Genomic DNA, 22,571 nt, shown 5'->3' with positions numbered 1-22,571 from the left:
GGGTTATTCAGCAGGCACGGCTGTGCCATTTTCCCGGATGTCCGCACTCAGCTCGCGATTGACACGGGTGAGTGCGAAACGTTTCCAGATCACGAAAATCGAAGGAATGACGAACAACGTCAGCAGGGTGGCAGTTGCCATTCCGCCGACCATGGGGGCTGCAATCCGCTGCATGATTTCCGATCCGGTGCCTTGCCCGTACATGATCGGGATCAGGCCGGCGAAGATTGTTGCAACGGTCATCACCTTTGGCCTCACGCGAAGAAGTGCACCCTCGAACACGACGTCTTCAACGTCTTGCGGGGTCATCTCGCGGCCTTCGGTTGCAACCACCTTTTTGCGCTTCTCCCAGGCAAGGTTGAGGTAGAGCAGCATCACGATTGCTGTCTCTACAGCCACCCCGGCCAGCGCGATGAAACCGACGATGACGGCAACCGACATGTCGAAATTCAGGTGCCACAGGAACCAGACACCACCGGCCAGAGCGACTGGAAGAGCTGCCAGGATGATCCCGACCTCGATGACGCGGTTGAATGCCATGAACAGCATCAAGGTGATGATCAGGAGAGTTGCCGGAGCCACCAGCTTGAGCCGTTCCTGCATGCGCTGGATGTACTCGTACTGACCTGACCAGGCGATCGAGTACCCCGGTGGCAGCTGGACCTTGTCCGCCACCACCTGGCGGGCTTCTGCGACATAACCGCCAAGGTCCCGCCCGGCGATGTCGATGAAGACGAAGCCGGTGCGGCGGGCGTTTTCCGACCGGATCATGCCCGGGCCGTCCACGACCTTGATGTCAGCTAGGGCTCCAAGAGGGATATGCGCACCGGAGGGGGTGACCACAGGCAGTTCGCGCAAGCGTTCCGGACTGTTGCGCCAGTCCTGCGGATAGCGCAGGTTGATCGGAAACCGTTCCAGTCCTTCGACGGATTCAGAAACCTGCATGCCGCCGATTGCGGTTTGCACCACGTCCTGAATGTCACGCACGCTCATCATGAAGCGTGCCGCGGCTTCCCGGTTGACATCGATCTCGATGAACCGGCCGCCTTGCGGGCGCTCGGCATAGGCCGAGGCCGTTCCGTCAATTCCGGCGACAACACCCTCGATCTCAATGCCGATCTTCTCGATGACGGACAGGTCGGCCCCGGTGATCTTGACCCCGACCGGGGTCTTGATGCCGGTCGCCAGCATGTCGATCCGGTTCTTGATCGGCTGGATCCAGACATTTGTGACGCCCGGGATCTGAACCGCCTTGTCCAGTTCGTTCCGGATACCGTCCATGGTCATGCCGGGCCGCCAATCGGACTGCGGCTTCAGCTGGATGGTGGTCTCGATCATCGTCAGCGGTGCCGGGTCGGTGGCTGATTCAGCCCGCCCAAGTTTGCCGTGAACGGTCAAAACCTCCGGAACCGTCGCGATCAGGCGATCGGACTGTTGCAGCACTTCCCGGGCCTTGCCGATGGAGACCCCTGGATAGAGCGTTGGCATATATAGGAAATCGCCCTCATTCAGCTCCGGCATGAACTCAGTGCCGATCCGCTGCAGTGGCCACCACATGGAGGCGACCAAAAGAGCTGCCAGGAAGGTCGTGGCCCAGGGCCAGGCGACAGCCGCGTCCAAAAACGGCCGATACATCCAGATCACGATTCGGTTGAGCGGGTTCTTGTGTTCCGACAGGATCCGCCCACGGACGAAATATCCCATCAGCACCGGTACGAGTGTAATCGACAGGATCGCGGCCGCCGCCATTGCGTAGGTTTTGGTGTAGGCCAATGGCTTGAAAAGCCGACCTTCCTGGCTCTCTAGGACAAAGACCGGCAGGAAGCTGACCGTGATGATTGCCAGGGAAAAGAACAGGGCAGGGCCGACTTCCGAGGCACATTCCCCAACGATCCGCCACCGGTTCTCGTTGGTCAGTTTTTCGGTCTCAAGGCGCCGGTGCATCGCCTCGATCATGACAATGGCCGCGTCGACCATCGCTCCGATGGCAATCGCGATGCCCCCGAGCGACATGATGTTCGCATTCACCCCCTGCATCTTCATGATGATGAAGGCGGCGGCAATGCCGAGAGGCAAGGAAAACAGGATGACCAGGGACGAGCGGATGTGCAGGAGGAACGCGGCACACACCAGAACGACGACGATGAACTCTTCTGTCAGTTTCTTCTGGAGGTTGTCGATGGCCCGTTCGATCACGCCGGAGCGGTCATAGGTCGTGACGATCTCCACGCCTTCCGGCAAGCTGCTGCGCAGCTCTTCGATCCGGGCCTCGACGGCTTTGATCGTTGCCAGCGCGTTGCCGCCCCATCGCAAGATCACAACCCCGCCGACAGCATCGCCTTCGCCGCCGAATTCGCCGACCCCGCGGCGCATTTCCGGCCCGAGCCGGATATCCGCCACATCGCCGAGTGTTAAGGCGGCGCCCCGCTCGTTGACCATCAAGGGGGCTTTTGCAAGATCTTCTAGTTCATCGACATAGCCGGTGGAGCGGACCATGTACTCCGCTTCGCCCATCTCGATAACACTGCCCCCGGTCTCCCGGTTGGCGGCTTGGATCGCATTGCGGATCTGCGCCAGGGTGATGTCATAGGCCCTGAGCTTGTTTGGATCGACGACGACCTGATACTGCTTGACCATGCCGCCGATGGTGGCAACTTCCGATACCCCGTCGACGGTCTGTAGTTCGTATTTCAGGAACCAGTCCTGAAGGGCTCTGAGCTGAGACAGGTCGTGATTGCCGGTCCGGTCGATCAGGGCGTACTGGTAAATCCAGCCGACGCCCGTCGCGTCCGGTCCGAGCTGCGGGGAGACCCCATCCGGCAGGTTCGCGGTGATCTGGCCGAGATATTCCAGGACCCGGGTTCTGGCCCAATAAAGGTCCGTGCCGTCTTCGAAAACGATGTAGACGTAGCTGTCTCCGAAGAAGGAGAAGCCGCGGACATCGCTTGCGCCAGGGACCGCGAGCATGGCGGTCGCCATGGGGAAAGTGATCTGGTCTTCTACCACCTGGGGGGCCTGGCCCGGATAAGGGGTACGCACAATCACCTGTACGTCAGACAGGTCCGGAATGGCGTCGACCGGTGTCTCGCGCACCGCCCAGATTCCGGCCACGACCATCATGGCGGCCAGCGCCAGCATGATGATCCGGTTCGCGATCGAGGCCCGAATGATAGCTGCAATCATCAGATGCCCTCCTCAAGCCGGATGCCGACAAGCGTCAGCGAGAAGTCGGGATTGCGGCGGAACAGAAGCGTGACTTCCCCTGCTACCGGCAGGCTGGACAAGTCGAGCTCCCCATCGATGGCGAAATCCATCGTCATGCCGGGCATGCCGATATCTGTCATCGGGCCGTGGGAAATGTTCGCGGAACGGGCCGAGCCGTCCACGGCATTGATTGTGCCACGCACCTCCATCGGAGGCGCAACCGGCTCGGCCTTGGACAGGACCATGGTCATGCCATCGTGCCGGGAGAAGGTGAGGGTGGTCTCGGTGCCGACCGGCAGCGTCGCAGGATCAACGCCGTCCTCCAGGGCAAAATCCATCGTCATGCCCGGCATGCCGGTTTCAACGATCGGCCCGTGGGTAATGGTGGCCTTGCGGGCCTGCATGTCCACGGAGTCGATCGTTCCGCTGACCACGATTGGAGCAGCTGCTACCTGTGGCTCGGCTGTGTCGGTTTCGGCGGCAGGTTCCTCTGCGCCTGACCGGCGGACGGCAACGATTGAGAACATCCCGTTCTCATCCTTGGCAAGGTCGAATTCGACCGGGACGTTGAGCGGAACATCTGCCGGGTCGAAACCGGCAGTATCCAGATCCATCTGCATGGCGGGCCAGCCAAGTTCGGGCACCGGCCCGTGATCCATTTTCAGTTTTCCGTCCGGGGTCACCGCGAGCACCATGCCGGTGCCGGTCGCGGCAACGCCGTCATCGCTGCCCAGATCAATCAGTCCAAGAAGGCCATCTGCACCACGAGCTGCGCGGAATGCCACCTGTTGACCTTCGCTCAACTTCTCGAGGAAGACATTGGCCTCAACGGGAAATCTGGAGGTCATTGCCGGCCAGTCGAGGCTTTCCAGCGCGTCATGGTGAATGGTTGCAATGCGGGCCGCGCGATCAAGGGCGATCAATTCGCCGGTCCCGCGTGCGGGCGCCTCATTGGTCGGGGCCATTCGCATCAGACCGGCATTGAGCGCGCTTTCGCTGTCGATCAGGAACTGGGCAGAGGCGACGATTTCTTCACCCGGGGCAAGACCCTGGACAACTTCCGTCCGTCCGCCCTCGCCGAAATTGTCACGCAGGCCGGTGGTGATCAAACGGGGTTTGAAGGTTCCGTCACCGACCTTGATGATCGCGCGTTCCGCAGCTCCGGTGCGTATGACCGCTTCGGTGGGAACAGTGACAGCTGTCCGCGTCGTGTTCGGCTCCAGCGTGACGTTTCCGAACATGTTCGGCCGCAGGAGCCCTTCTGAGTTATCGAACCGGAGGCGTACCGGAAGCGTGCGTGTTTGCGCATCGAGTTCCGGGTAGATGTAATCAATTTCGCCTTCAAACGTCTGGCCCGGAAGGTGTTCGAACCTTGCCACGGCGCGCATATCTTCAGACAAACGGGCAATGTCCCGCTCAAAGACATCGACAATCAGCCAGACTTCGCCCAGATCGGTGATGGTCATTGCCTGGGTGCCGGGTTGCAGAAACATGCCGTCGGCTGCGTTCAGGGCAATCACCACACCATCACGCGGGGCAACAACGTGGATGCTTCGGGCAACATCACCGGATTTTTCTATTTCGGAAATCTGCGCTTCGGAAGCGCCAAGGCTGCGCAACTTGTTGCGGGCAGCTTCCAGCGACAGGCCGGTACCGCTTTCCAGCGACCGCAGGAAATCAAAACTTGCAATCCCGAATTCGGGAGAGAAAAGCTCAAAGAGAATTTCGCCCTTCTTCACCTGATCCCCGACAGCACGCACGTTCAGGATTTCGATCCAGCCGTCTACACGAGTGTGAATATGACTGGTGAGGTGTTCGTCGTACCCCGCAAATCCCACCGTTTCGATTTTCTGGGTTATCTCGCCGACCCGCGCCAGGGCGGTTCGCACGCCGATTGCATTAATCTCGGCTGCCGACAGTTGCACCTCGGCAGGATCACCGGATGGTTCCTGGCCGGCGTAGACCGGGATGAGGTCCATCCCCATGGGGGACTTGCCTGGGTTGGGTTGGCGGAAATTGGGGTCCATTGGGGCAACCCAATAGAGAATTTCGGTGTCGCCGGACGCAGCTTCGCCGGCGGGATTTAAGTAAAGTCGCTCAAGAAACACCCCACCTGCCACGCCTGCGGCAAGGGCCAGGATGCTGAGCGCGGAATAGCGTCCACGCATGATAACCTCTGAGTTGCCATCGGCAGGATGCCAATGGGCCAATCAACAACGAAAGCTCGCGGTACTCCGCGAGATAGCGTTTCAGAGGTCGCGTGGAGGACGTTCTGGGAGTGTGATTTCTGCCACTTGAAGCGCATCAGGTGGGGATTGCGCAAAGCTCAAAGCAAGCAGATCTGGGATCAGCCCACCAGCAACGCCGCCAAGTGTATAGCCTGCGCAAAGCATTCCTCCGCAACATCTGTCATTGCCTGAGGATCCGTGGTCGTGTGTGCCAGTTGGCATCTCGACGGCAGCGTGCTTGACCATGTTCTCGCACGTCATGCTGACTTGGACGGTTGTGGGGTCGGAAGCTCCAGCCATTTGGTGTTGCATTGGCGCGCGCGCACCAGCAATCAAAGCGAACGCCACCAATAGCGTCGCTGCGATCCTGCCGAAATGTCGCGCGGTTTTGCTCATCGACGGCGATGTAATCGAGCGAACAGAAAATACAAGGGGAGGCAGATGGTGGCACCCTGCTCGAAGAACTTCGCGTCAGGGTGATAACGACGACAATCGTCCGGAAACTGCTGATTTTCTGCGATTTCTGATCAAACGGAAATTATTTTCGAACAAGTCACTCGTACTTTTTAGTGTTAACAAGGCATGAAGAGTGCGGCCTGCCAGATCCTGCGACGCCCAGAGATCGGAATTCTGCGTCATCTAATATCCAAGAATTGGAAAACGATATTCCAATTGCGTGATTCTGAATAGCCGATTGAAAGGTGTATTCACGCTGGCACTAGGTTGTCCGGATATTAAGATATCGCAGGCCCCCTCTATAGGTTCTTTATGGAGGGCCCCCAGCCGCGGGGCGGCGGCAGCGCACTATTTGAGTGCATTTGGGTAGAAAAAAACGTCGTTTCCGATTCCGATTTTTCAATTTCGACAATAGCGAAAACTTGGTGATTTTCCAAAGATAATCAAATAGATGACGAGAGTGTTAGTTAGGGTGAAACTTTCAAAAAAGGGAAATGGCACTTCGATTACCGAGCGAAGCGTCCATGCCAATTTGATGGCAGGGTTTTAAATGGCGATTGCCTTGGAAGAGTGGAGGGTAAAACCGAGACAGCTAAGCGATCGTCGGAGGCGCTAGTTTATCGCGGGTCTGTTTCAGTTCGTTGATCAATGCGTTGATATCGGCCACGAGATGCGCTTCCTTTTCGAGCAAAGGGGCAACAAACGCTGCCCCTTTTTCTCAGATGTTATTTTGAGCCAGTTGAGTTCACCATCATGTCCATCACCTGATCGATGGAGAAACTTGCCGGCTTTTGCCGGGGTGGGAACTCTTTGAAGGTTGAGAGGAAACTCGCGACATAGGCCTGAGCGGGAACCAGGAAGAATATTCTGTCGATCATCCAATCATAATAGGTGTTGGATGTGACATGAGCCCGTTCATAAGGATCCCGGCGCAAATTGGTGATGAGCGGAACGCGCAAGGGGGTCCATGGCTCGATCCAGGCCCTAAGTGTCGCGTATTCCTTCTGCTCCAGGAAGATCGCTTTCCAGTCTTCGTAGCGAAGCGCAGTCAGTTCACCCGTATCTGCGAAATAGAAGATTTCCTTGCGCGGCCCTTCGTCAGTCTCGCCGGTCAGATGCGGCAGGAAGTTATAACCGTCGAGGTGAACCTTGTATTCGCGGCCAATGGCCTGAACGCCGCCCGCTTTTAGTTTTTCCTTGATCTCCGCATCACCTGCAGCTGCCAGGAACGTCGGCAACCAATCCATATGATGCATGATTTCATTGGAAATCGAGCCGGCTTCAATCCGCCCAGGCCAGCGAACCATGGAGGGCACCCGCCAGCCGCCTTCCCAGTTGGTGTTCTTCTCGCCAAAGAACGGTGAGGAGGCTGCATCCGGCCAGGTGTTCATATGCGGGCCGTTGTCGGTCGAATAATGGACGATGGTGTTGTCCGTAATGCCGAGCTCATCCAGAAGATCAAGCAATTGGCCGACATGACCGTCATGCTCCAGCATGGCATCGCCATATTCATCTTGGCCCGAAATGCCCCGGATCTCGTCCTTGATATGCGTGCGGAAGTGCATCCGGGTGCCGTTCCACCAGACATAAAACGGTTTGCCTTGATCATGCGCCCGGCGGATGAAGTCGATGGCGGCCGTGATGGTTTCATCGTCAACGGTTTCCATCCGCTTTTTGGTCAGCGGGCCGGTGTCTTCGATCGTGCCGTCAGCCGAAGACTTGATCACACCACGCGGACCGAAGCGCTCCCGGAACGCCGGATCTTTCGGATAATCCGGGTTTTCCGGCTCTTCTTCCGCGTTGAGGTGATAGAGATTGCCGAAGAACTCATCAAAGCCGTGGTTCGTTGGCAACATCTCATCCTTGTCTCCAAGGTGGTTCTTACCGAACTGGCCGGTCATGTAGCCGTGGGGTTTTAACAGCCCGGCAATCGTTGGATCCTCAACCTGCATGCCGAGGTCCGCACCGGGGAGCCCAACCTTGGAAAGGCCGGTCCGGAACACGCTTTGACCCATGATGTAGGACGACCGGCCGGCAGTGCACGACTGCTCACCGTAATAGTCGGTGAACATCATGCCTTCCTTGGCGATCCGGTCGATATTGTCGGTCCGGTATCCCATCAGGCCGAAGGTATAGGCGGAGATGTTGGATTGCCCGACATCATCCCCCCAGATCACCAAAATGTTTGGTTTGTCTGTTTGTGCCAAAGCTGGCACGGCCCCTGCGAGCGCAATCGCGCCAACAAGACCCGCGGTCAACCCTCTGGCCAGAAAACGCATTCCAAATGTCATCATTGGGTCCTCCAGGCTGCGTTATGTCCGTCCGAAAATGTAAATGCGATATTTTTGAAGTTTATGAGAAGATCAGATGATCAAATCAGCTTTAGGTCAATGGATAAGGTCAAACGCTATTATTGCCGATTTTGAAGCCGGTCCAAGACGACCAAACCAATGTTGATGATGCCAAAGACCAAAATGGCTCCGAAAACAATGGCACCGAACTTTTTGGTCTCAATACCGACCGGGATATTGAACAGGAGCACTGACATCCCGGCCAAGGCGAGGAGCATAATCAACGTGATCATCGTGTCTCTGAGATTCATGAGGTACCTGCTTTAGTTCGGGGCCTTGTCTTTCTCTCTCAACGCCTCAAGCTCGGCGCGCAGTTCTTGAATTTCCGCGGAGACGGTATCGGATACCTGAGTACCTGGTGAGGACCCAGCAGCAGCTGCCATCGGTTTGGGCTGCAATCCTTCGGCCTGCAAACGGTCTTCAAAAACCCGCCACACTGTTATGAAAAGGCCTGCAATCACAGGGCCTAAGATGAGGCCGGCAGCTCCAAAAGCTGCCAAACCGCCAAAGGTACTAATTAGCACCAGCAAATCTGGAATTTTCGTATCGCGACCGACCAGAACCGGCCGCAGAAAATTATCTACTGTTGTGACCACCAGCGCTGTCCAAAGAGTAAGTCCGATTGCATTCCCAATCTCACCAGCGGCAGCCAGGACAACGATGCCGGGGATCAAAACCAGCGGCGGACCCACACCGGGGATCACCGACAGGATTGCCATCACACAGCCCCAGAATGCACCACCGGACAGTCCGAATAGCCAGAACCCGATGCCTCCAAGAACGCCTTGTACGATCCCAATCAGGAAGGTTCCTTTGATGGTGGCCCGGCTGATAGATATTATCCGTTCCGACAGAGTTTCCTGAACGTCTAAAGGCAAACCGGAATGTCCAAGCAACTGCCGCAACATGTTTGGATTCTGCGGAAGAAAGAAAACCATTGCGTAGATCAAGATGAATAGGTTCAAGAAGAAAAACGCAGTTCCCTTTGTGGCCTGAGACAAAACCCCGACAAAGAAGTTTGCAATTTGCCCGGCGGCTTCCGCCGCTTTGGTCGCGATTGTTGCGCTCAGTTCAATCAGGTCAAACTTGAAGGGCAACCAGTCTGGAGCGGACCTTTGCATCGCGGCCAGATCAATTCTTTCAATCCACGCCGAAACCTCAGACGCCACGTTTGCGGCCTGCTGAACACCGAGGACCAGGATTGCAGCCGAGGGAAGCAGCACGCAAACCGACAACAAAATCAGCGTGAGGGCGACGGAAGTGTTCTTTCGGTTTCCAGTTAAGTTGAAGAATGTCCGATACACCGGCGCCGCCAGCGCACTAAAGATTGCGGCCAAAAATAGCGTTATGAGATAGTCGTAAACGAGACCAAAGAACAAGGCGCCAACCAATAGCACCACCAATGACAATACAAAGGTGTGAAAACGTGCCTGACCGGGACTTGTCAGATTATCCATCTCATCTCTTCCCCACAGCTACTATGTTCCTGCTCTGGCGTCTCCACATGGGAAGTGTCAACGTTTTGACAGTGATTTAATCAGAAGCGTCAGGATCGGTGTCAGGAGTTTGGTAATTGTGGCGTCTAGCGGTTGTTTGGAGAACGAGAGCAGGCTGTTCTTTACAGAGCGCAATTCATTGCGGATTTCCTCAACTTCGGTCTGGATATCCTCGGCCTTCTCTTCAAGCTCGTGGAGACCGGCGTCCCTGATTTCGTAGGCTAGCGCGAGTTCTGGCCCAGCCGTTTGGCTCTTGGCCCAAAGAAGTAGTAATGCTGCAATCAAAAAATCCGCAACAGCAACGCCAAGCCCGGCATAAACAGGTCCGACCTCCGCTTCTAAAGCGAAGAAACCGGCGACATTAAGCATTCCTAGGCCGAAAACGAATATGAGGCCTGCGAAGGCTGTTGCGCCAATCCGTTTTGCAGCAATGTTGAGTTTTGCCTCTATAATCAGAAGTTCCGCCCGCCAGATGATTCTCATCGTTCGTACGATGCTTTCCATGTGCCTCTCCTAGCGCCGGATGATTGCGCCGACCACGACGCCAAGAGCAAAAGCGCCGAGCGTAATAGCAACCGGATTTGCTCGGATATCATCTTCTGCTGAATGAACCAGATCAGACAATTTCTGGCCTAGTTCTTCCAGTTTTTCAGTTTCCTGACCGTCTTCATCAGTAGATGCTTTGAGGTCGGACTGCGCGGCTTCTGGTGGCGCTTTCTTACGGGAGCGACGTTTGGATTTATCTGACGCTGATTTAAGTTCAGAAAGCTCGTCCTTAAGAGTGGCTGTCATTCATTTGCCTCCGTTTGGTCGTCACCCACCATGGCGCCGATCACTATGTCATTGTCATTCAGCGCAGTAATTTGAGCACCCGCTCCGCAGTGGATTTGCAATTGCCACTGATTTGGTTTGAACGGCTGTAGAGGCAGGCCAAATTGCGCTCATTTCCTGAAACGCCTGGACAAAGTTTTCTTGCGTCGCCGCCACATGCCAGGATCAAGTCCCCCTCATACTGGGAACCACTCAGTTTCCGGACGCCAGAAGGGATAACCGCCTTTGTGGTGCGGCTGTTCGAGACTTTTTTCACTTCAACTGAGCAGGATGCCGATAGTTTTGATTTGTGCGCATAAAGACAGGCTGCTATGCGACCGCGCCCTTTTCTGACACCGTTACATTGTGCCGATATCTCCGACTTGCAGGCAGACATCATATCCGCCTTAACTGGTGAAATATCGTACCCAAACAAAGCAAAGCCCAAAGCAGCGACCGTAATCGTCAATGGTTTCAGGGAATGCACTGTAACCTCCCAATATCAATGCGGAGACTGAGGGACTTGCTGCCCCTCAGTCTTGATGGGTCAGACTTCTTCGTCTGCGGCCCGGGACAGCATGATCATCGAAATCCCGGTTGATAGAAAATTGATCCCCACTACCAAACCGAGAACAAAAAGGGATGTGCCCGGCATTTTACTGACGATCAAAAGGCCAGCTAGAATACTGATGATTGCGGATATTAACATCCAACCCCAGCCTTTTGCCGGGCGGTATTCGAAAGCCGCAAAGATCTGATAGGCTCCTTCGAAAATGAAGACGATGCCAACTGTCAGCGTCAGGATTAGAATTCCTTCAAGCGGATTTGCCACCAGGAAAACACCGGCAACGATCGTGATGAGTCCCATAAGCAACGCCCCGAAAAAGGGACCGGTGCCTTTTATAGAAAAGGAATGCCATACGCTGAGTGCCCCGGAAAACAGGAACAGAAAACCAACCATGAAGTTGGCTGTGACTGTCGCTGCGAATGGAAAGATAATTGCAATCGCACCGACGACCGCCATTAGAATTCCGAACCAGAACAGGCTTGATTTGTTGTCCTTGATTGCCTGTTTGAAGTCAGCTTGCATATTCGTAACTGCATCTGTCATCGTTCTTCCCCCTTATGTGAGCGCTTCCTTCGCTATTCCGGCGGCTTTCTTAAGTTTTGCTGACCGCTCTTCGTAGTCTTCTTTGATTTCCGATTTTCGTTTTTCAATTTTTGTTTTTGCACCTTCAGCTGCCTTGGTGAGCTGCTCATCGAGTTTCGCAGTCCGCTCTTTGAAGTCGTCGGATAATTCGCTCAGCCGCTTTTCAGCTTTTTCCTTTGACGCCGTCATTCGGGCTTTCACATTTTCGATGCTTGCCTTTATGGCGGCCCGGTTTTCCTCGTTGGCTTCCTTCAGCTCTTCGTTGAGCGTAGCGAGATCCCGATCGAAGGTTTCCATGTCCCGGACAAACATGTCGTCAACAACGTCGATGCGCGATTGGCGGAAAATCTGACCACCGGCCGCCTTCATTTTTATATCTGTCGGTGCAGTCCAGTATTCCTCAACTGACGCGATCAATGCAAATTTGCCAGGTTCCAGAGCGGCACTGACTTCATCCAGAATATCCAGATCGACACCTGACTTATAAAGGTCTCCAATCATACCGAGCGTGCCTCCGGTCAGAGACCCCAGCGCGAGACCACCGGTTGCTGCGGACGCGGCAGCCGCGGAACCAGCGACGGCGGCGCCACTGGCGACTGCCGCAGGACCGGCAAGCACGCCGATCATCGCCCCGACCACCATACCGAGCGCTGTTCCGATTGGTCCTTCATCAGCCTCCTTTTTGATGGAGACCTCGCCGTTGGCATCCTTCTCGATAATCCCGGCAGAATAGACCGTGACATCTCCATTCCAATGCAAGTCTCTAAGGGCTTCTCCGCCCTTGAAAGCATCAGCTTCAGTGTCGAAGACAACAGTAACAATCTTTTCCATTCCAAATTCCCCCTGTGCGTCCTGCTCAGCCGTCCGGCAGGATGTAGTTGAAGAACGTGTAAAAGCGGATCGCAACGCGGCGGATCATGGATGTCTGTTGAATGCCTTTGGATGAATAGATTGCCGCTGCCCCGGAAGCGCCTGGGGGCAGTGCGTTGGCAAGTTGTTTGTCGTCCAACTCGAACTGAACGAAAAATCGGGCATGGGGCACTCCGGCCTCTGTAAAGGTTGGAATGGTTGCGTTCGCTGGAACAATTCCACTGCCGCTGGCTTCGGTGATTGCGCTGACCTTGCCGCCGAAAATCCTGCCCGGATATCTGTCGAGAGCTATTTCTGCTGGATCGCCGATTGTGGCCAGTTGGAGCGACTGCTGTTTAAAAGCCGCGCCGACAAACACGCGGTCCGTGTCGATGAATGTTAATGCCGGGCGAAATTGCGTCGCGACAAATCCCGGCTGCAGAAACATCGCGGTGACATAACCGTTGGTTGGAGCATAGACGACGGTCTCTGCCAGATCGAGTTCGGCACTGTCGACTTGGGCCTCTAGGCTGTTGACCTCTGCTTCCCGCCTTTGAACATCCACCAGCGGGCCAGCATTGCGTTCCGCCAGAATGACAGCCTGATTGAGCCGGATCTTTGCAAGTTTGAGTTCTGCATTCAGCCGGTCAAGTTTGTACTGGTAGATCCGCGGATCAAGCCGGAACAGGACATCGCCTTTCAGAACCGGTGTGTTGCGTTCAACCGCGACTTCAATCACCCGTCCAGGAACTCGGGGCACCATCTGGACGGTGGTGCGGTAGACGATCAATTGATTGGACTGCGGCTGATTATAGGTAACGACGTACCAGAACATGAAGATGCCAATACATCCGGCAATGGTCACAATGATCTGATTGCGGTTGGTGGCTTTGACCACTTTGAAAACGTTAAAGAGGAGATGCAGCAGAACAAGGTAACCTGCGATCATGGCCATAATCATGAGGCATCTCCCTGGTTCGCGTCTTGCTGCGTTTTGGCTTCGAGCCGGTGCTCAAGTTCGGCCAGCCGCCCTCTGAGGCTGGTGATTTCCGCTTTCAGCTCCTGCGCGCCCATGTCATCGGAATTTGGCGGCTCCAGCTTTGGAGAAACGGTGATGCCGACAGGTCGCGTATAGGCCCAAACAAGCGCAACCACCCAGCCGACCCCGCCGGCGGCCAGGCCGATCCATGAACAAACATTGATTGCATCTGCTTGCGGATGTCCGCGTTTTTTTGCGACCTTCCCGGGAAGATCTCCAAAGAAAAACAATAAAAACACCACAAGCAAAAAGATCACGCCCATGATGAAAAAGGTAAAGTAATCCCAGTTCATCAAAACCCTCAATCCGGTAATCGGTTTTTGGTCTTCAAGGTTGTGTTCGGTGACTTAGAGTTTGCACGGGCAGAGATTTCTGAACAAGAAATACTTGAAGATTCCGCCCGAACAAATCCTGGTTCATTTTCAATTTTCTAGTTTGACTTCGACTTTCTCCAAGAGGCCGGGGAAGTCGAACGGAACATGGTAGTCCTCGCTGACGGGCTCTCCTGCGTCAGAACCAATGTCGAAGGTTTCGTCCAGTGAGATGCGATATCCCATGGTGCGCTCGATCCGGCCTTCGCCAACCAGTTCGTCATTGACAAACAGTTTGCCGTTGCCGCCTTTGCCCGCGCCGCCGCCGTCATAGTCGAACTCATAGCGGATCGTATGACTGCCCGGTGTCAGGGCTTTGCCCTCAATGGTGTAACGCTCGAGATTGGCGACGTTGTAGGTGTAGACGGGTTTGCCATCCAGCACATACAGCCCCCATCCGCCGAAGCGGCCGCCCTGGGTGACCAGCATCCCATCCGTGTCTCCATCGCCAACTTCAATGTGTGCTGTGATCGTGTGTGACTTGTTCTTGAAGTCGGGCGCGGTACCTTCCGGGATACGGCGCATGTTGTCGTAGTAGGTGAAAGTATCGCGGCCGAGCGTCAGACTTGGGCGCAAAGCAACATCCAGGCGCGGCACCTTGTCGTTGTCGATAGGGAACACGTTATATTTGCGGGCTTCGCCATAGAAGATGTACTGCAGCTCCTTCAGCTTCTCCGGATACGCTGCCGCCAAATTGTTCGACTGGGAGAAATCCTCGTTGATGTTGTAGAGCTCCCATGCCCAATCGTTGATGACATCACTGGGTTTGGTGACAGCCACCCAGGGTGCTTCCGGAGGTGTTGTAGTCGCGACCCAGCCGTCGTTGTAGATGGCGCGGTTGCCGAACATCTCGAAGTATTGGGTGCGCCGGGTTGATGGGGCTTCAGCATCGTTGAAAGCGTAGAGCATGCTCGTGCCTTCGATTTCCGACTGCGCCACGCCATTGATTGACGTTGGTGCTGGCAATCCCGTCGCCTCGAGAATGGTTGGCATAATGTCGATGACGTGGTGGAACTGGCTGCGCACCTCGCCTTTGCCTTTAATTCCCTCAGGCCAGCGGATGATCATCCCGTTCCGTGTTCCGCCGAAGTGACTGGCGATTTGCTTAGTCCATTGGAACGGTGTGTTCATCGCGTGAGCCCAGGCCGCTGGGAAATGGCCAAAGGTGTTTGGGCCACCCAATTCGTCCATCCGCGCATAGGTGTCTTCGAACGGAACAGGGATGTTGTTGAAGAAAGTCATCTCGTTCAACAATCCATCCGGGCTGCCTTCGGCGCTCGCACCATTGTCGCCCATGAGATAGATGACCAGAGTGTTGTCCAACTCGCCGGTTTCTTCGATCGCGTCGATAATCCGGTTGATCTGGAAATCCATGTGGGCAAGTGCGCCTGCATAAACCTCCATCATGCGGGCATAAAGCTCTTTCTGCTGATCATTCAAACTGTCCCATGCCCGTAGCTGCTCTGGGCGGGGTGTCAGTTTGGTCCCAGGGGGAATGATGCCCTTTTCAAGCATGTTCGCATGGGTCTGTTCACGGACCGCATCCCAGCCCATGTCGAATTGGCCCTTAAATTTCTCGATCCATTCCTTCGGGGCATGATGGGGCGCATGTGACGTGCCAGGAGCATAGTAGATAAAGAAAGGCTTATCCGGCGCAAGAGCATGCTGCTCCCGGATGTAATTGATGGCCCGGTCCGCCATGTCTTCATCGAGATGGTAATTCTCAGTATTGGGCGGCTCGACGGGTTTGGTGCCTTCGAAGATTGCAGGCGTGAATTGGCTGGTATCTCCGCCGATAAATCCGAAGAACTGTTCAAAGCCGAGCCCGGTTGGCCAAAGATCGAACGGTCCGGCCTGGCTTGATTGCCAGTCCGGTACATTGTGGTTCTTGCCATACCAGGCGGTGTTGTAGCCATTGCCTTTTAGGATTTCGGCTATGCTGCCATTTTCCTTTGGCATCAGGGAGTTATAACCCGGAAAGCCGGTGCCGACCTCCATGATGACACCAGTTGCGTTCGAGTGATGGTTCCGGCCGGTAATCAGGGCGGACCGGGTCGGCGAACACAATGCAGTCGTATGCATCTGGGTGAGCAGAAGACCTTCCTCAGCCAGACGATCAAACGCCTCGGTTGGGACCGGCCCGCCAAACGCGGTCGGTGCGCCAAAACCGACATCATCCGGCATGATCAACAGGATGTTTGGCGCACCCTCCGGAGCTGTTACCTGGCGCGGGAAATCCAGTTCAGATTCCGACGTCCTCAGGCCAGCATGTCCTTCGAATGCCGTCATGGGGATCGGCAGCACGGACCGATCCCATTGATCATCGGCCAAGTCTTGCGCCACGGACGGCAGCGCAGCCGAGGCCAGCATCCCGGCGAGTGCAAATGTAGCACCTTGTTTCATTGTCACCTCCTCTGATTTTTTTCTAAGTCCGAACAATGCGGTCACGAGCATGGCCACTACTCCACGACCGTGATCTCACTCGGTCGCCAGGATTTGTCGAAGAACGACTGTTCTGGGAAGTAGAAGCGGAGCATGCCGAACCAGCCCTTTTCGGGGTCGGTCATCAGGAAGTTTCCGTCAGGCACACCGTCGGGCTGCTCCGGACCTATAAAGAGGGTCGTGGAGCCGTCCTCGTTTTCCTCAGACGCAGGTGAAGGAAAGCTTTGGCTGCCTGCGCGTGGCCAGCGCTGGTCGGTCTGAAGCATGGACCGGGTCTGGTTGTCGTAGAGGGTCATCGACCAGAACTTGCGCGCGGGAATGCCGGGCGGCAGGTCGAGCCGGTAGGTTTTGCTGCCGTCCAGGGCCAAACCGTCGGCATCGACATTGGCAATGAGGTATTGCGAGCCGATGCCGGTGAGGCGCATGACCATCGCAGGCGTGATGCCAGTCGCGGTGTAGAAGAACGATGTGCGGTTGCTTAGCTTGCGCGCGCCGTCGGATTCCCGCTGCTGCACGGTGCCATCGGGCAGGATGTCGGGCGGCTCGGTCAGGAACTGGTAGCCCCCGTCAAAGAGCATGTTCCACCAGGCAGACCCTTCGTAGTAGCGCATTTCGGGTTCGGGCGCCGCGGCGAGGCCGTGCATCCGCGCCACCCCGTTGGCAACCTTGATGGCCTCCTCAAGGATGGCTTTTTCGCGCGGGCTGGGGTTGAACTCCTGCCCCTTCACGATGCCGATGGCAGCGAACTGACCGGCCAGTTCCGGGTCCAGCGCGCTGGCCGGGTTATACTGCACCATTTCGTTGAGAAACTCGTAGTGGCCGAAGTCATTGGGCGGAATGGTGTTGATTTCCAACCCCGTGCCATCGACAAGGCGCACAAGATTTTCCGGCTCCGCGACAACAGGCCCGAGCGAGGCATTGCCTTCGAGGTAGTCCACGATCGCCGTGCCAAAGCCGCCGGGAACGTATTTGTAGACCTTCAGCTTCTCTTCAACGGCCTTGATCGCCACGTCCGGCGAGTTGTCGACCAAAAACGCGCGGCCCAACAGGGTGACGAGATAGTTGCGGGAATGCAGAACGTTGAATTCCCCACCCGGCAGCTCACCCTCATACCCTGGAGGCACCAGAAGGTATTTGCCCCCAAGGCTGCGGTCATATCCGGGAAGACCGAAATCGGCGATGTAGTTGAACCAGAAATCGTCAAAAATGCCCAGCACATCAGGCGGCGTTTCCACCACCATAGGCCCATCCTTGAGATTAACGTTGCCCCAGAAATAGTAGGTGTCGGCATTCGCCGTCAGAAAGAGCGATTTGGAATCCATCATTTCGGGGAAGACGATGAACTCGTTGTCCATAATGCCATGTTCGGCAAAGCCTTTGCGCAGCGCCCACATCGACACGCCCTGGATCGAGTTCACAAAGGATTCAATGCCGTGCAGATAAAGCATCTCGTCGGCGAGCTTCTGCGCGGTGTCACGCGTCGGATAGCCCTGAGGGAATTCCAGTGTGCCCAGACGGGTTTCCACTGTTTCTGGTGTCGTGATCTCAACCGGCGGAGGAGAGTACTCGATTTCGGCATTTGCACCGCTCGCCAGGACTGTTGCGGCCTGCACTGTCAGGCCAAAGGTTGTTGCTATCTCTCTCACGCCCAACTCCTGAAATTCGGTTTGTCTTTACTTTTTGGTGTGCCGCGCGGTTTGCATCCGCGCGGCCAATTTTTCGTTAGATCTCCGGTCAATTGCCGCTGACGAGCTCAATCTCGCCGGGACGCCAAGTCTTGTCGAAGAATGCCTTCTCGGGGAAATACAGGCGCAGGAACGTGAACCAGCCCTTGTTCGGATCGGTCTCAATCCAATTGCCGCGTTCCACGCCTTCTGGCTGTTCCGGTGCGAAGTAGATGGTCGTCGACCCATCGGCGTTTTCCGTAGCCGCTGGGCTCGGGTAAGTCTGACTGCCCGCACGCGGATAGCGCTGTGAAGTCTGGAGCATTCCTCGAGATTGGTTGTCATAGACGGTCATCGACCAGAACCGTGCTGCCGGAATGTCTGGCGGCAGATCCAGTTTGTAAGTCTTCGAGCCATCAAATGGGTTGCCGTCCGTGTCGACATTGGCAATCAGGTATTGGGACCCGATGTTTTCAAGGCGCATGATCATCGCCGGGGTCACGCCGGTGGCAGTGTAGAACCAGGACGTGCGCGAGTGAATTTTGCGTGCGCCTTTGTCCTCCAGCGGCTTGATCTCTCCGGCCTCGACCACACCTGGCGGGTTCATGAAGTCATAGCCCCCGGCCCAAAGACTTGCCCACCAGGCAGAACCCTCATCGTAGTAGCGGAAATGGTCCCTGGGGTGAGCGCCCATGCCGAGAGTGCGTGCACCAGCGTTGCCGACGGCGACAGCCTCATCTAGGATCCGTTTCATCCGCTCGTCCGGATTGAATTCTTCGCCCTTAACGATACCGATTGCGGCCGCCTGACCGGCTAGTTCGGGATCGGTCGCCGAGGCAGGCTCCATCTGGATCACCTCATTGAGCCACTCGTAATGGGTAAAATCGTTCGGCGGGATAGTGTTGAACGACACGCCCGTGCCGTTGACGAACCGAGGAGAAGGACGTTCCGTGGTCAGCCCCTTCAACGGCGCTTCACCCAATAGAAACGACCCGATGCTCGTGCCTGCCGCGCCCGGAACATACGGGTAGATCTTGGTGTGTTCCCGTACCATGTCCATTGGCGGCTTGGGGTCGTTGTCCTCAAGGAACGCACGCCCGAGCATGAAGACGCGGTTCGTGCGGGAATGGGCCACGTAGAAACCGCCTTCGGGGAGCACCCCGTCATATCCCGGGGGTACGATCAAGTACCGGCCGCCTTCACCGCGGTCAGGGCCGGGAAAGCCGAAATCAATGACCCAGCGGAACCACATGTCGTCGAAGATGCCAAGCACGTTCGGCGGGGTTTCGACCACCATGGGGCCATCGCTCAGATCGATGAACGACAGGAAATAGGGTGTGTCGGCATTCGCCGTAAGGAAGAGGGAATGTGCATCCATCAATTCCTCGAAAAGCAAGACTTCATTGTGCTGGACACCGATATCCAGGAAGCCCTTGTAGAAGCCGTGCATCGACACAACCTGGATCGTGTTCATGAACGTCTCGATCCCATGCAGATAGTCGAGTTCATCCTGCACTTTCTGTGCCGTGTCTCCCGTCGGATAGCCGTCTTTGAACGTCAAAGTCCCAAGGCGCGTCGACTCCACCTCGTCGGGCGTCGTGAGGAACTTGGGAATTGGTTCGTACTGAACCTCTGCCGCGACGGGAGAGGACAAAGCAGCCACTAATAAATACGGGAGTAGTCGCATTACAAGGATCTCCAGAACTGTATTTCAGTTTTGATTGTTTAAGCGTCTCAGCCAGAAACAATCCTCACAAGCCAAGGAGCATCCGGCGAATTCTTCGCAAAAAGAACTTGGCATATCCTCACTCAGTCTTGAATCGATTGAAAATACGCTCAAATTTTTTCGACATCCCAAATGTGCAAACTGGAAGTTTTACCGATGTGTTCTATTTGTGAAACCTGGGTGCAATCCAAGCAGCTGGAGGTTTTGGGTGCCGGGTAGTGAACAAATTCAACGAGCAGTGCTCCACACCACCGACATTGAGGAGTTGCAGGACGCGTCAAGTGAATGGGATCAGCAGTATTCCCAAATGGCTCCAGGACAGTTCGAGGGCGCACTGGAACTGACTCAGGTTGGTACCCGGCACATTTTTCGGGAGATTTGGGGCAAGAAAATCCGTTATCAGGGGACTGCGCCAGAAGGGTCGTTCGGGTTCGCTCTTCGGTTCAATCAAGGTGCAGACGGAAATTGGGTCGGGCGCACTGCGGAAGCGAATTCCGTCATATTTCAAGCTCCGGGTCAGGAGGCGGACTTTGTGTCGCCCAACCACTGGGATGCGCTTGTCCTGAGTATTTCTGAGGAAGAAGTATTCTCAACAGTGATGGCGCTTACGGGCGGTGAAGATCTGAGGAACGCCTTTTATGGTGTTCTTGCCTTAAAACCGGACACGGCCCAAAAGCTCCGACTGCGCGGGCTTGAGTTTTTGAAGCAGTCACGACGCTACAGTACGACGGATCCCGATCACATCGCCAAATCTTCAGAACAGCTCGTCCGCTTGTTTCTTTGGGAGCTTGTTCAGGCTCTGGAAACGCGGGCCTTGGTGATAGAGCCTGGGAAGTCCTCAAGAATAGTCAGACAAGCGACAGAGATGATCTCAAATGATCTATCCGGGACCATTGGCCTTTTGGAGATTTGTGCAGAACTCAAGGTCAGTCTTCGAACGCTGCATTATGCCTTTCAGGATGTGACGGACATGTCACCGGCGACCTGGCTGCGGCGCATCCGTTTGAACCGGGTCCACAGAACGCTGAAGAACGCATCGGCCGATGAGATTATGGTGAAACAGGTGGCCCTGGAAAACGGGTTCATTCATGCGGGCCATTTCAGCAGGCAGTATCACCGCCTTTTTGGCTGTTTGCCTTCAGAGACATTGGAAAGGCACTGACCAGCTGGCGTCAGGCGCCTTTGCTGTTCTGAAGGTCTTTCAACTCTTCCTGCAGCTCCTTGATCCTCTGATCCTTGGGTTCGTGTGTGGGCTCGGAGGCGGTATCGGCCGCGACAGCCGGTGTCCGGCCCTTTGCGAGATCACCATCGGCGGACATCAACACAGCAACAGGCCTTAGAGCAGGTATATCCCGGCACAAGATGACGATCGATGCGGCGATCGGCACGCTCATGAAGGCACCTTCAAGTCCCCACACCGTTCCCCAGAAGGTCAGCGAAACGAGAACGATAAACGGACTGAGGTTTAGCGTGTTTCCCATGAATTTCGGTTCGATGATGTTGCCGACCACAAATTGAACGCTGCCGCAGACGGCTACAACCATCAAAAACGGCGTAAGCGTGTCAAATTGAACCAGTGTCACCAATGAAGGCAGAACGACGCCGACAATCGATCCAATCGTCGGAATGAAGTTCAAAAGGAATATGAGCAGGGCAAGGATTTCGGCAAAGTCGACACTCAGATATCTGAGAACCAGATAACAGAGGCCGCCCGTCAACAAGCTGATTGCTGTCTTGATCCACATATAGCGGCGGATACCGTAGCCTACAGTCCGAAGAACGTCTTGAACCTCTTGCGCCTTGTCCGGATCCGGGAACAGGTGGCCGAGTTTTTTCAAGAGCATGCCGCGTTCGGATAAAAGGAAGGCCGTGTACATCAACACAAGACCAAGGTTGCCGAACAATCCGCCGACGGATTCAGCCAGGGAAGCGACATGGCTTGAAAAGTCCATTTGCGCAAAGGCCGAACGAATCTGGTCGACTTGTTTCTCCCCCAAAAACGCAGTCAGGTCGGCCAACAACTGGTCGAATCTTTCCGTATATTTTGGAAGCGTTTCGGCAATACTGTCTGATTGAACGGAAAAGATCTGCGCCAAGCCATAAAACAGAACAAAGAAGCCGGATACGGAGATGAGCATGGCCACCCAGCCCGGTAGACCCTTGGCTTCCAGTTTTGAGACACCCGCTGATATTAGGCTTGTAAAAATACAAGCAATGACAATCGGAACTAGAAAGCCTCTGCCGAAAACCAAAAGGCCGAGCAGGCCACAAACGCCAAGAATGATGAGAGAAGCAGTCCGGAACTGCTGCCCGATGGTGCCGTCCTGCTGCATGCTCTGGCTCACCTATTGCACTCGTTGAATTTTGGTCGCGGCGAGATACGCATCAAGGTTCCGCTCCGCTGCCGGTTCATCATGCGCAAAGGACATGACAAGCACGCCGCCATTACCTTGAACGATGCTTTGTCCTGCCAGGAAGATAAGCCCGCCATCTTCCTTCAGCGTCGCTTTGTGCCGGAACCCGGCGTAGCTGTCTGTCGCGACAGGGATTGGAGTGACAGCTTTATATGTGCCCTTGCGTGCCCGCGAAATGTAGGCGTCGACCTTGGCCACGACATCAGATCCAACCGTCCCGTTTCGGATGAGATTTTCAGACAAGCCGATACCCTTTATGTCGTCCACCAGTACGAGTTCCGTTGAGGTGCAGGCCGGGGGATTGCAAAGGTATTGCGTCCGCCCTTCGCTGACTGTTGTTTGCCATCCAGCTGGGGGAAAGGAACTGTTTA

Annotated in this window: 19 protein-coding genes; 1 reads left to right on the top strand and 18 read right to left on the bottom strand. The window is 55.6% G+C overall.

The features are described from left to right. Nucleotides 1–3 precede the first annotated feature (3 nt). The 16 genes from ACOOFE_RS16325 to ACOOFE_RS16250 form a co-directional block, all read right to left on the bottom strand. Complete coding sequence (locus ACOOFE_RS16325; RefSeq protein ID WP_420411029.1) at nucleotides 4–3,183, bottom strand: efflux RND transporter permease subunit; 3,180 nt, start codon at nucleotides 3,181–3,183, stop codon at nucleotides 4–6. Then, nucleotides 3,183–5,372, bottom strand: coding sequence for an efflux RND transporter periplasmic adaptor subunit (locus ACOOFE_RS16320; protein ID WP_420411028.1), 2,190 nt, complete (start codon nucleotides 5,370–5,372; stop codon nucleotides 3,183–3,185). Before ACOOFE_RS16320 ends, ACOOFE_RS16325 begins: the two co-directional genes overlap by 1 nt. An 81-nt stretch (nucleotides 5,373–5,453) precedes the next feature. Beyond that, on the bottom strand, nucleotides 5,454–5,828 hold the full coding sequence (locus tag ACOOFE_RS16315) for a hypothetical protein (RefSeq protein WP_420411027.1): 375 nt from the start codon (nucleotides 5,826–5,828) through the stop codon (nucleotides 5,454–5,456). Between the two features lie 785 nt (nucleotides 5,829–6,613). Next, nucleotides 6,614–8,182 carry an arylsulfatase gene (locus ACOOFE_RS16310; protein ID WP_420411026.1) on the bottom strand — a complete coding sequence of 523 codons (1,569 nt, stop codon included), beginning with the start codon at nucleotides 8,180–8,182 and terminating at the stop codon, nucleotides 6,614–6,616. A gap of 116 nt (nucleotides 8,183–8,298) precedes the next feature. Beyond that, the gene (locus tag ACOOFE_RS16305; protein ID WP_420411025.1) at nucleotides 8,299–8,490 is read right to left on the bottom strand and encodes a hypothetical protein; all 192 of its coding nucleotides are present in this window, start codon (nucleotides 8,488–8,490) and stop codon (nucleotides 8,299–8,301) included. Nucleotides 8,491–8,502: 12 nt separating this feature from the next. Beyond that, entirely contained in the window at nucleotides 8,503–9,696 is a 1,194-nt protein-coding gene (locus ACOOFE_RS16300) for an AI-2E family transporter (protein WP_420411024.1), read from the bottom strand. Nucleotides 9,697–9,753: 57 nt separating this feature from the next. Continuing rightward, on the bottom strand, nucleotides 9,754–10,239 hold the full coding sequence (locus ACOOFE_RS16295; protein ID WP_420411023.1) for a hypothetical protein: 486 nt from the start codon (nucleotides 10,237–10,239) through the stop codon (nucleotides 9,754–9,756). 9 nt (nucleotides 10,240–10,248) lie between these two features. After that, the gene (locus ACOOFE_RS16290) at nucleotides 10,249–10,527 is read right to left on the bottom strand and encodes a hypothetical protein (protein WP_420411022.1); all 279 of its coding nucleotides are present in this window, start codon (nucleotides 10,525–10,527) and stop codon (nucleotides 10,249–10,251) included. A gap of 58 nt (nucleotides 10,528–10,585) precedes the next feature. Beyond that, complete coding sequence (locus ACOOFE_RS16285; protein ID WP_420415595.1) at nucleotides 10,586–10,942, bottom strand: cysteine rich repeat-containing protein; 357 nt, start codon at nucleotides 10,940–10,942, stop codon at nucleotides 10,586–10,588. A 150-nt stretch (nucleotides 10,943–11,092) separates the two neighbouring features. Then, nucleotides 11,093–11,656, bottom strand: coding sequence for an HdeD family acid-resistance protein (locus ACOOFE_RS16280; protein WP_420411021.1), 564 nt, complete (start codon nucleotides 11,654–11,656; stop codon nucleotides 11,093–11,095). Nucleotides 11,657–11,668: 12 nt separating this feature from the next. Beyond that, nucleotides 11,669–12,526: a hypothetical protein gene (locus tag ACOOFE_RS16275; RefSeq protein ID WP_420411020.1), complete on the bottom strand. Its 858-nt coding sequence runs from the start codon at nucleotides 12,524–12,526 to the stop codon at nucleotides 11,669–11,671. Nucleotides 12,527–12,551: 25 nt separating this feature from the next. After that, on the bottom strand, nucleotides 12,552–13,505 hold the full coding sequence (locus ACOOFE_RS16270) for an HlyD family secretion protein (protein WP_420411019.1): 954 nt from the start codon (nucleotides 13,503–13,505) through the stop codon (nucleotides 12,552–12,554). Continuing rightward, complete coding sequence (locus tag ACOOFE_RS16265; RefSeq protein ID WP_420411018.1) at nucleotides 13,502–13,876, bottom strand: DUF3302 domain-containing protein; 375 nt, start codon at nucleotides 13,874–13,876, stop codon at nucleotides 13,502–13,504. Before ACOOFE_RS16265 ends, ACOOFE_RS16270 begins: the two co-directional genes overlap by 4 nt. 129 nt (nucleotides 13,877–14,005) lie before the next feature. Beyond that, nucleotides 14,006–16,357: an arylsulfatase gene (locus ACOOFE_RS16260; protein ID WP_420411017.1), complete on the bottom strand. Its 2,352-nt coding sequence runs from the start codon at nucleotides 16,355–16,357 to the stop codon at nucleotides 14,006–14,008. A gap of 56 nt (nucleotides 16,358–16,413) precedes the next feature. After that, nucleotides 16,414–18,042, bottom strand: coding sequence for a DUF1254 domain-containing protein (locus ACOOFE_RS16255; RefSeq protein WP_420411016.1), 1,629 nt, complete (start codon nucleotides 18,040–18,042; stop codon nucleotides 16,414–16,416). An 88-nt stretch (nucleotides 18,043–18,130) separates the two neighbouring features. Next, nucleotides 18,131–19,747: a DUF1254 domain-containing protein gene (locus ACOOFE_RS16250; RefSeq protein ID WP_420411015.1), complete on the bottom strand. Its 1,617-nt coding sequence runs from the start codon at nucleotides 19,745–19,747 to the stop codon at nucleotides 18,131–18,133. A 247-nt stretch (nucleotides 19,748–19,994) separates the two neighbouring features. Here ACOOFE_RS16250 and ACOOFE_RS16245 point away from each other — a divergent pair, with 247 nt between their 5' ends. Further along, nucleotides 19,995–20,948, top strand: coding sequence for a helix-turn-helix domain-containing protein (locus ACOOFE_RS16245; protein ID WP_420411014.1), 954 nt, complete (start codon nucleotides 19,995–19,997; stop codon nucleotides 20,946–20,948). Between the two features lie 10 nt (nucleotides 20,949–20,958). On the opposite strand, the gene ACOOFE_RS16240 is transcribed toward ACOOFE_RS16245, so the two are convergent. Then, entirely contained in the window at nucleotides 20,959–22,131 is a 1,173-nt protein-coding gene (locus tag ACOOFE_RS16240; protein ID WP_420411013.1) for an AI-2E family transporter, read from the bottom strand. Continuing rightward, nucleotides 22,132–22,467 (bottom strand): hypothetical protein, encoded by a 336-nt coding sequence (locus ACOOFE_RS16235; RefSeq protein ID WP_420411012.1) that lies wholly within the window; start codon nucleotides 22,465–22,467, stop codon nucleotides 22,132–22,134. Between the last annotated feature and the right edge of the window lie 104 nt (nucleotides 22,468–22,571).

Origin of the sequence: Roseibium sp. (assembly GCF_965216085.1) — a bacterium.
GTDB lineage: Bacteria > Pseudomonadota > Alphaproteobacteria > Rhizobiales > Stappiaceae > Roseibium.
This window is presented reverse-complemented; position numbering and strand designations above follow the sequence as displayed.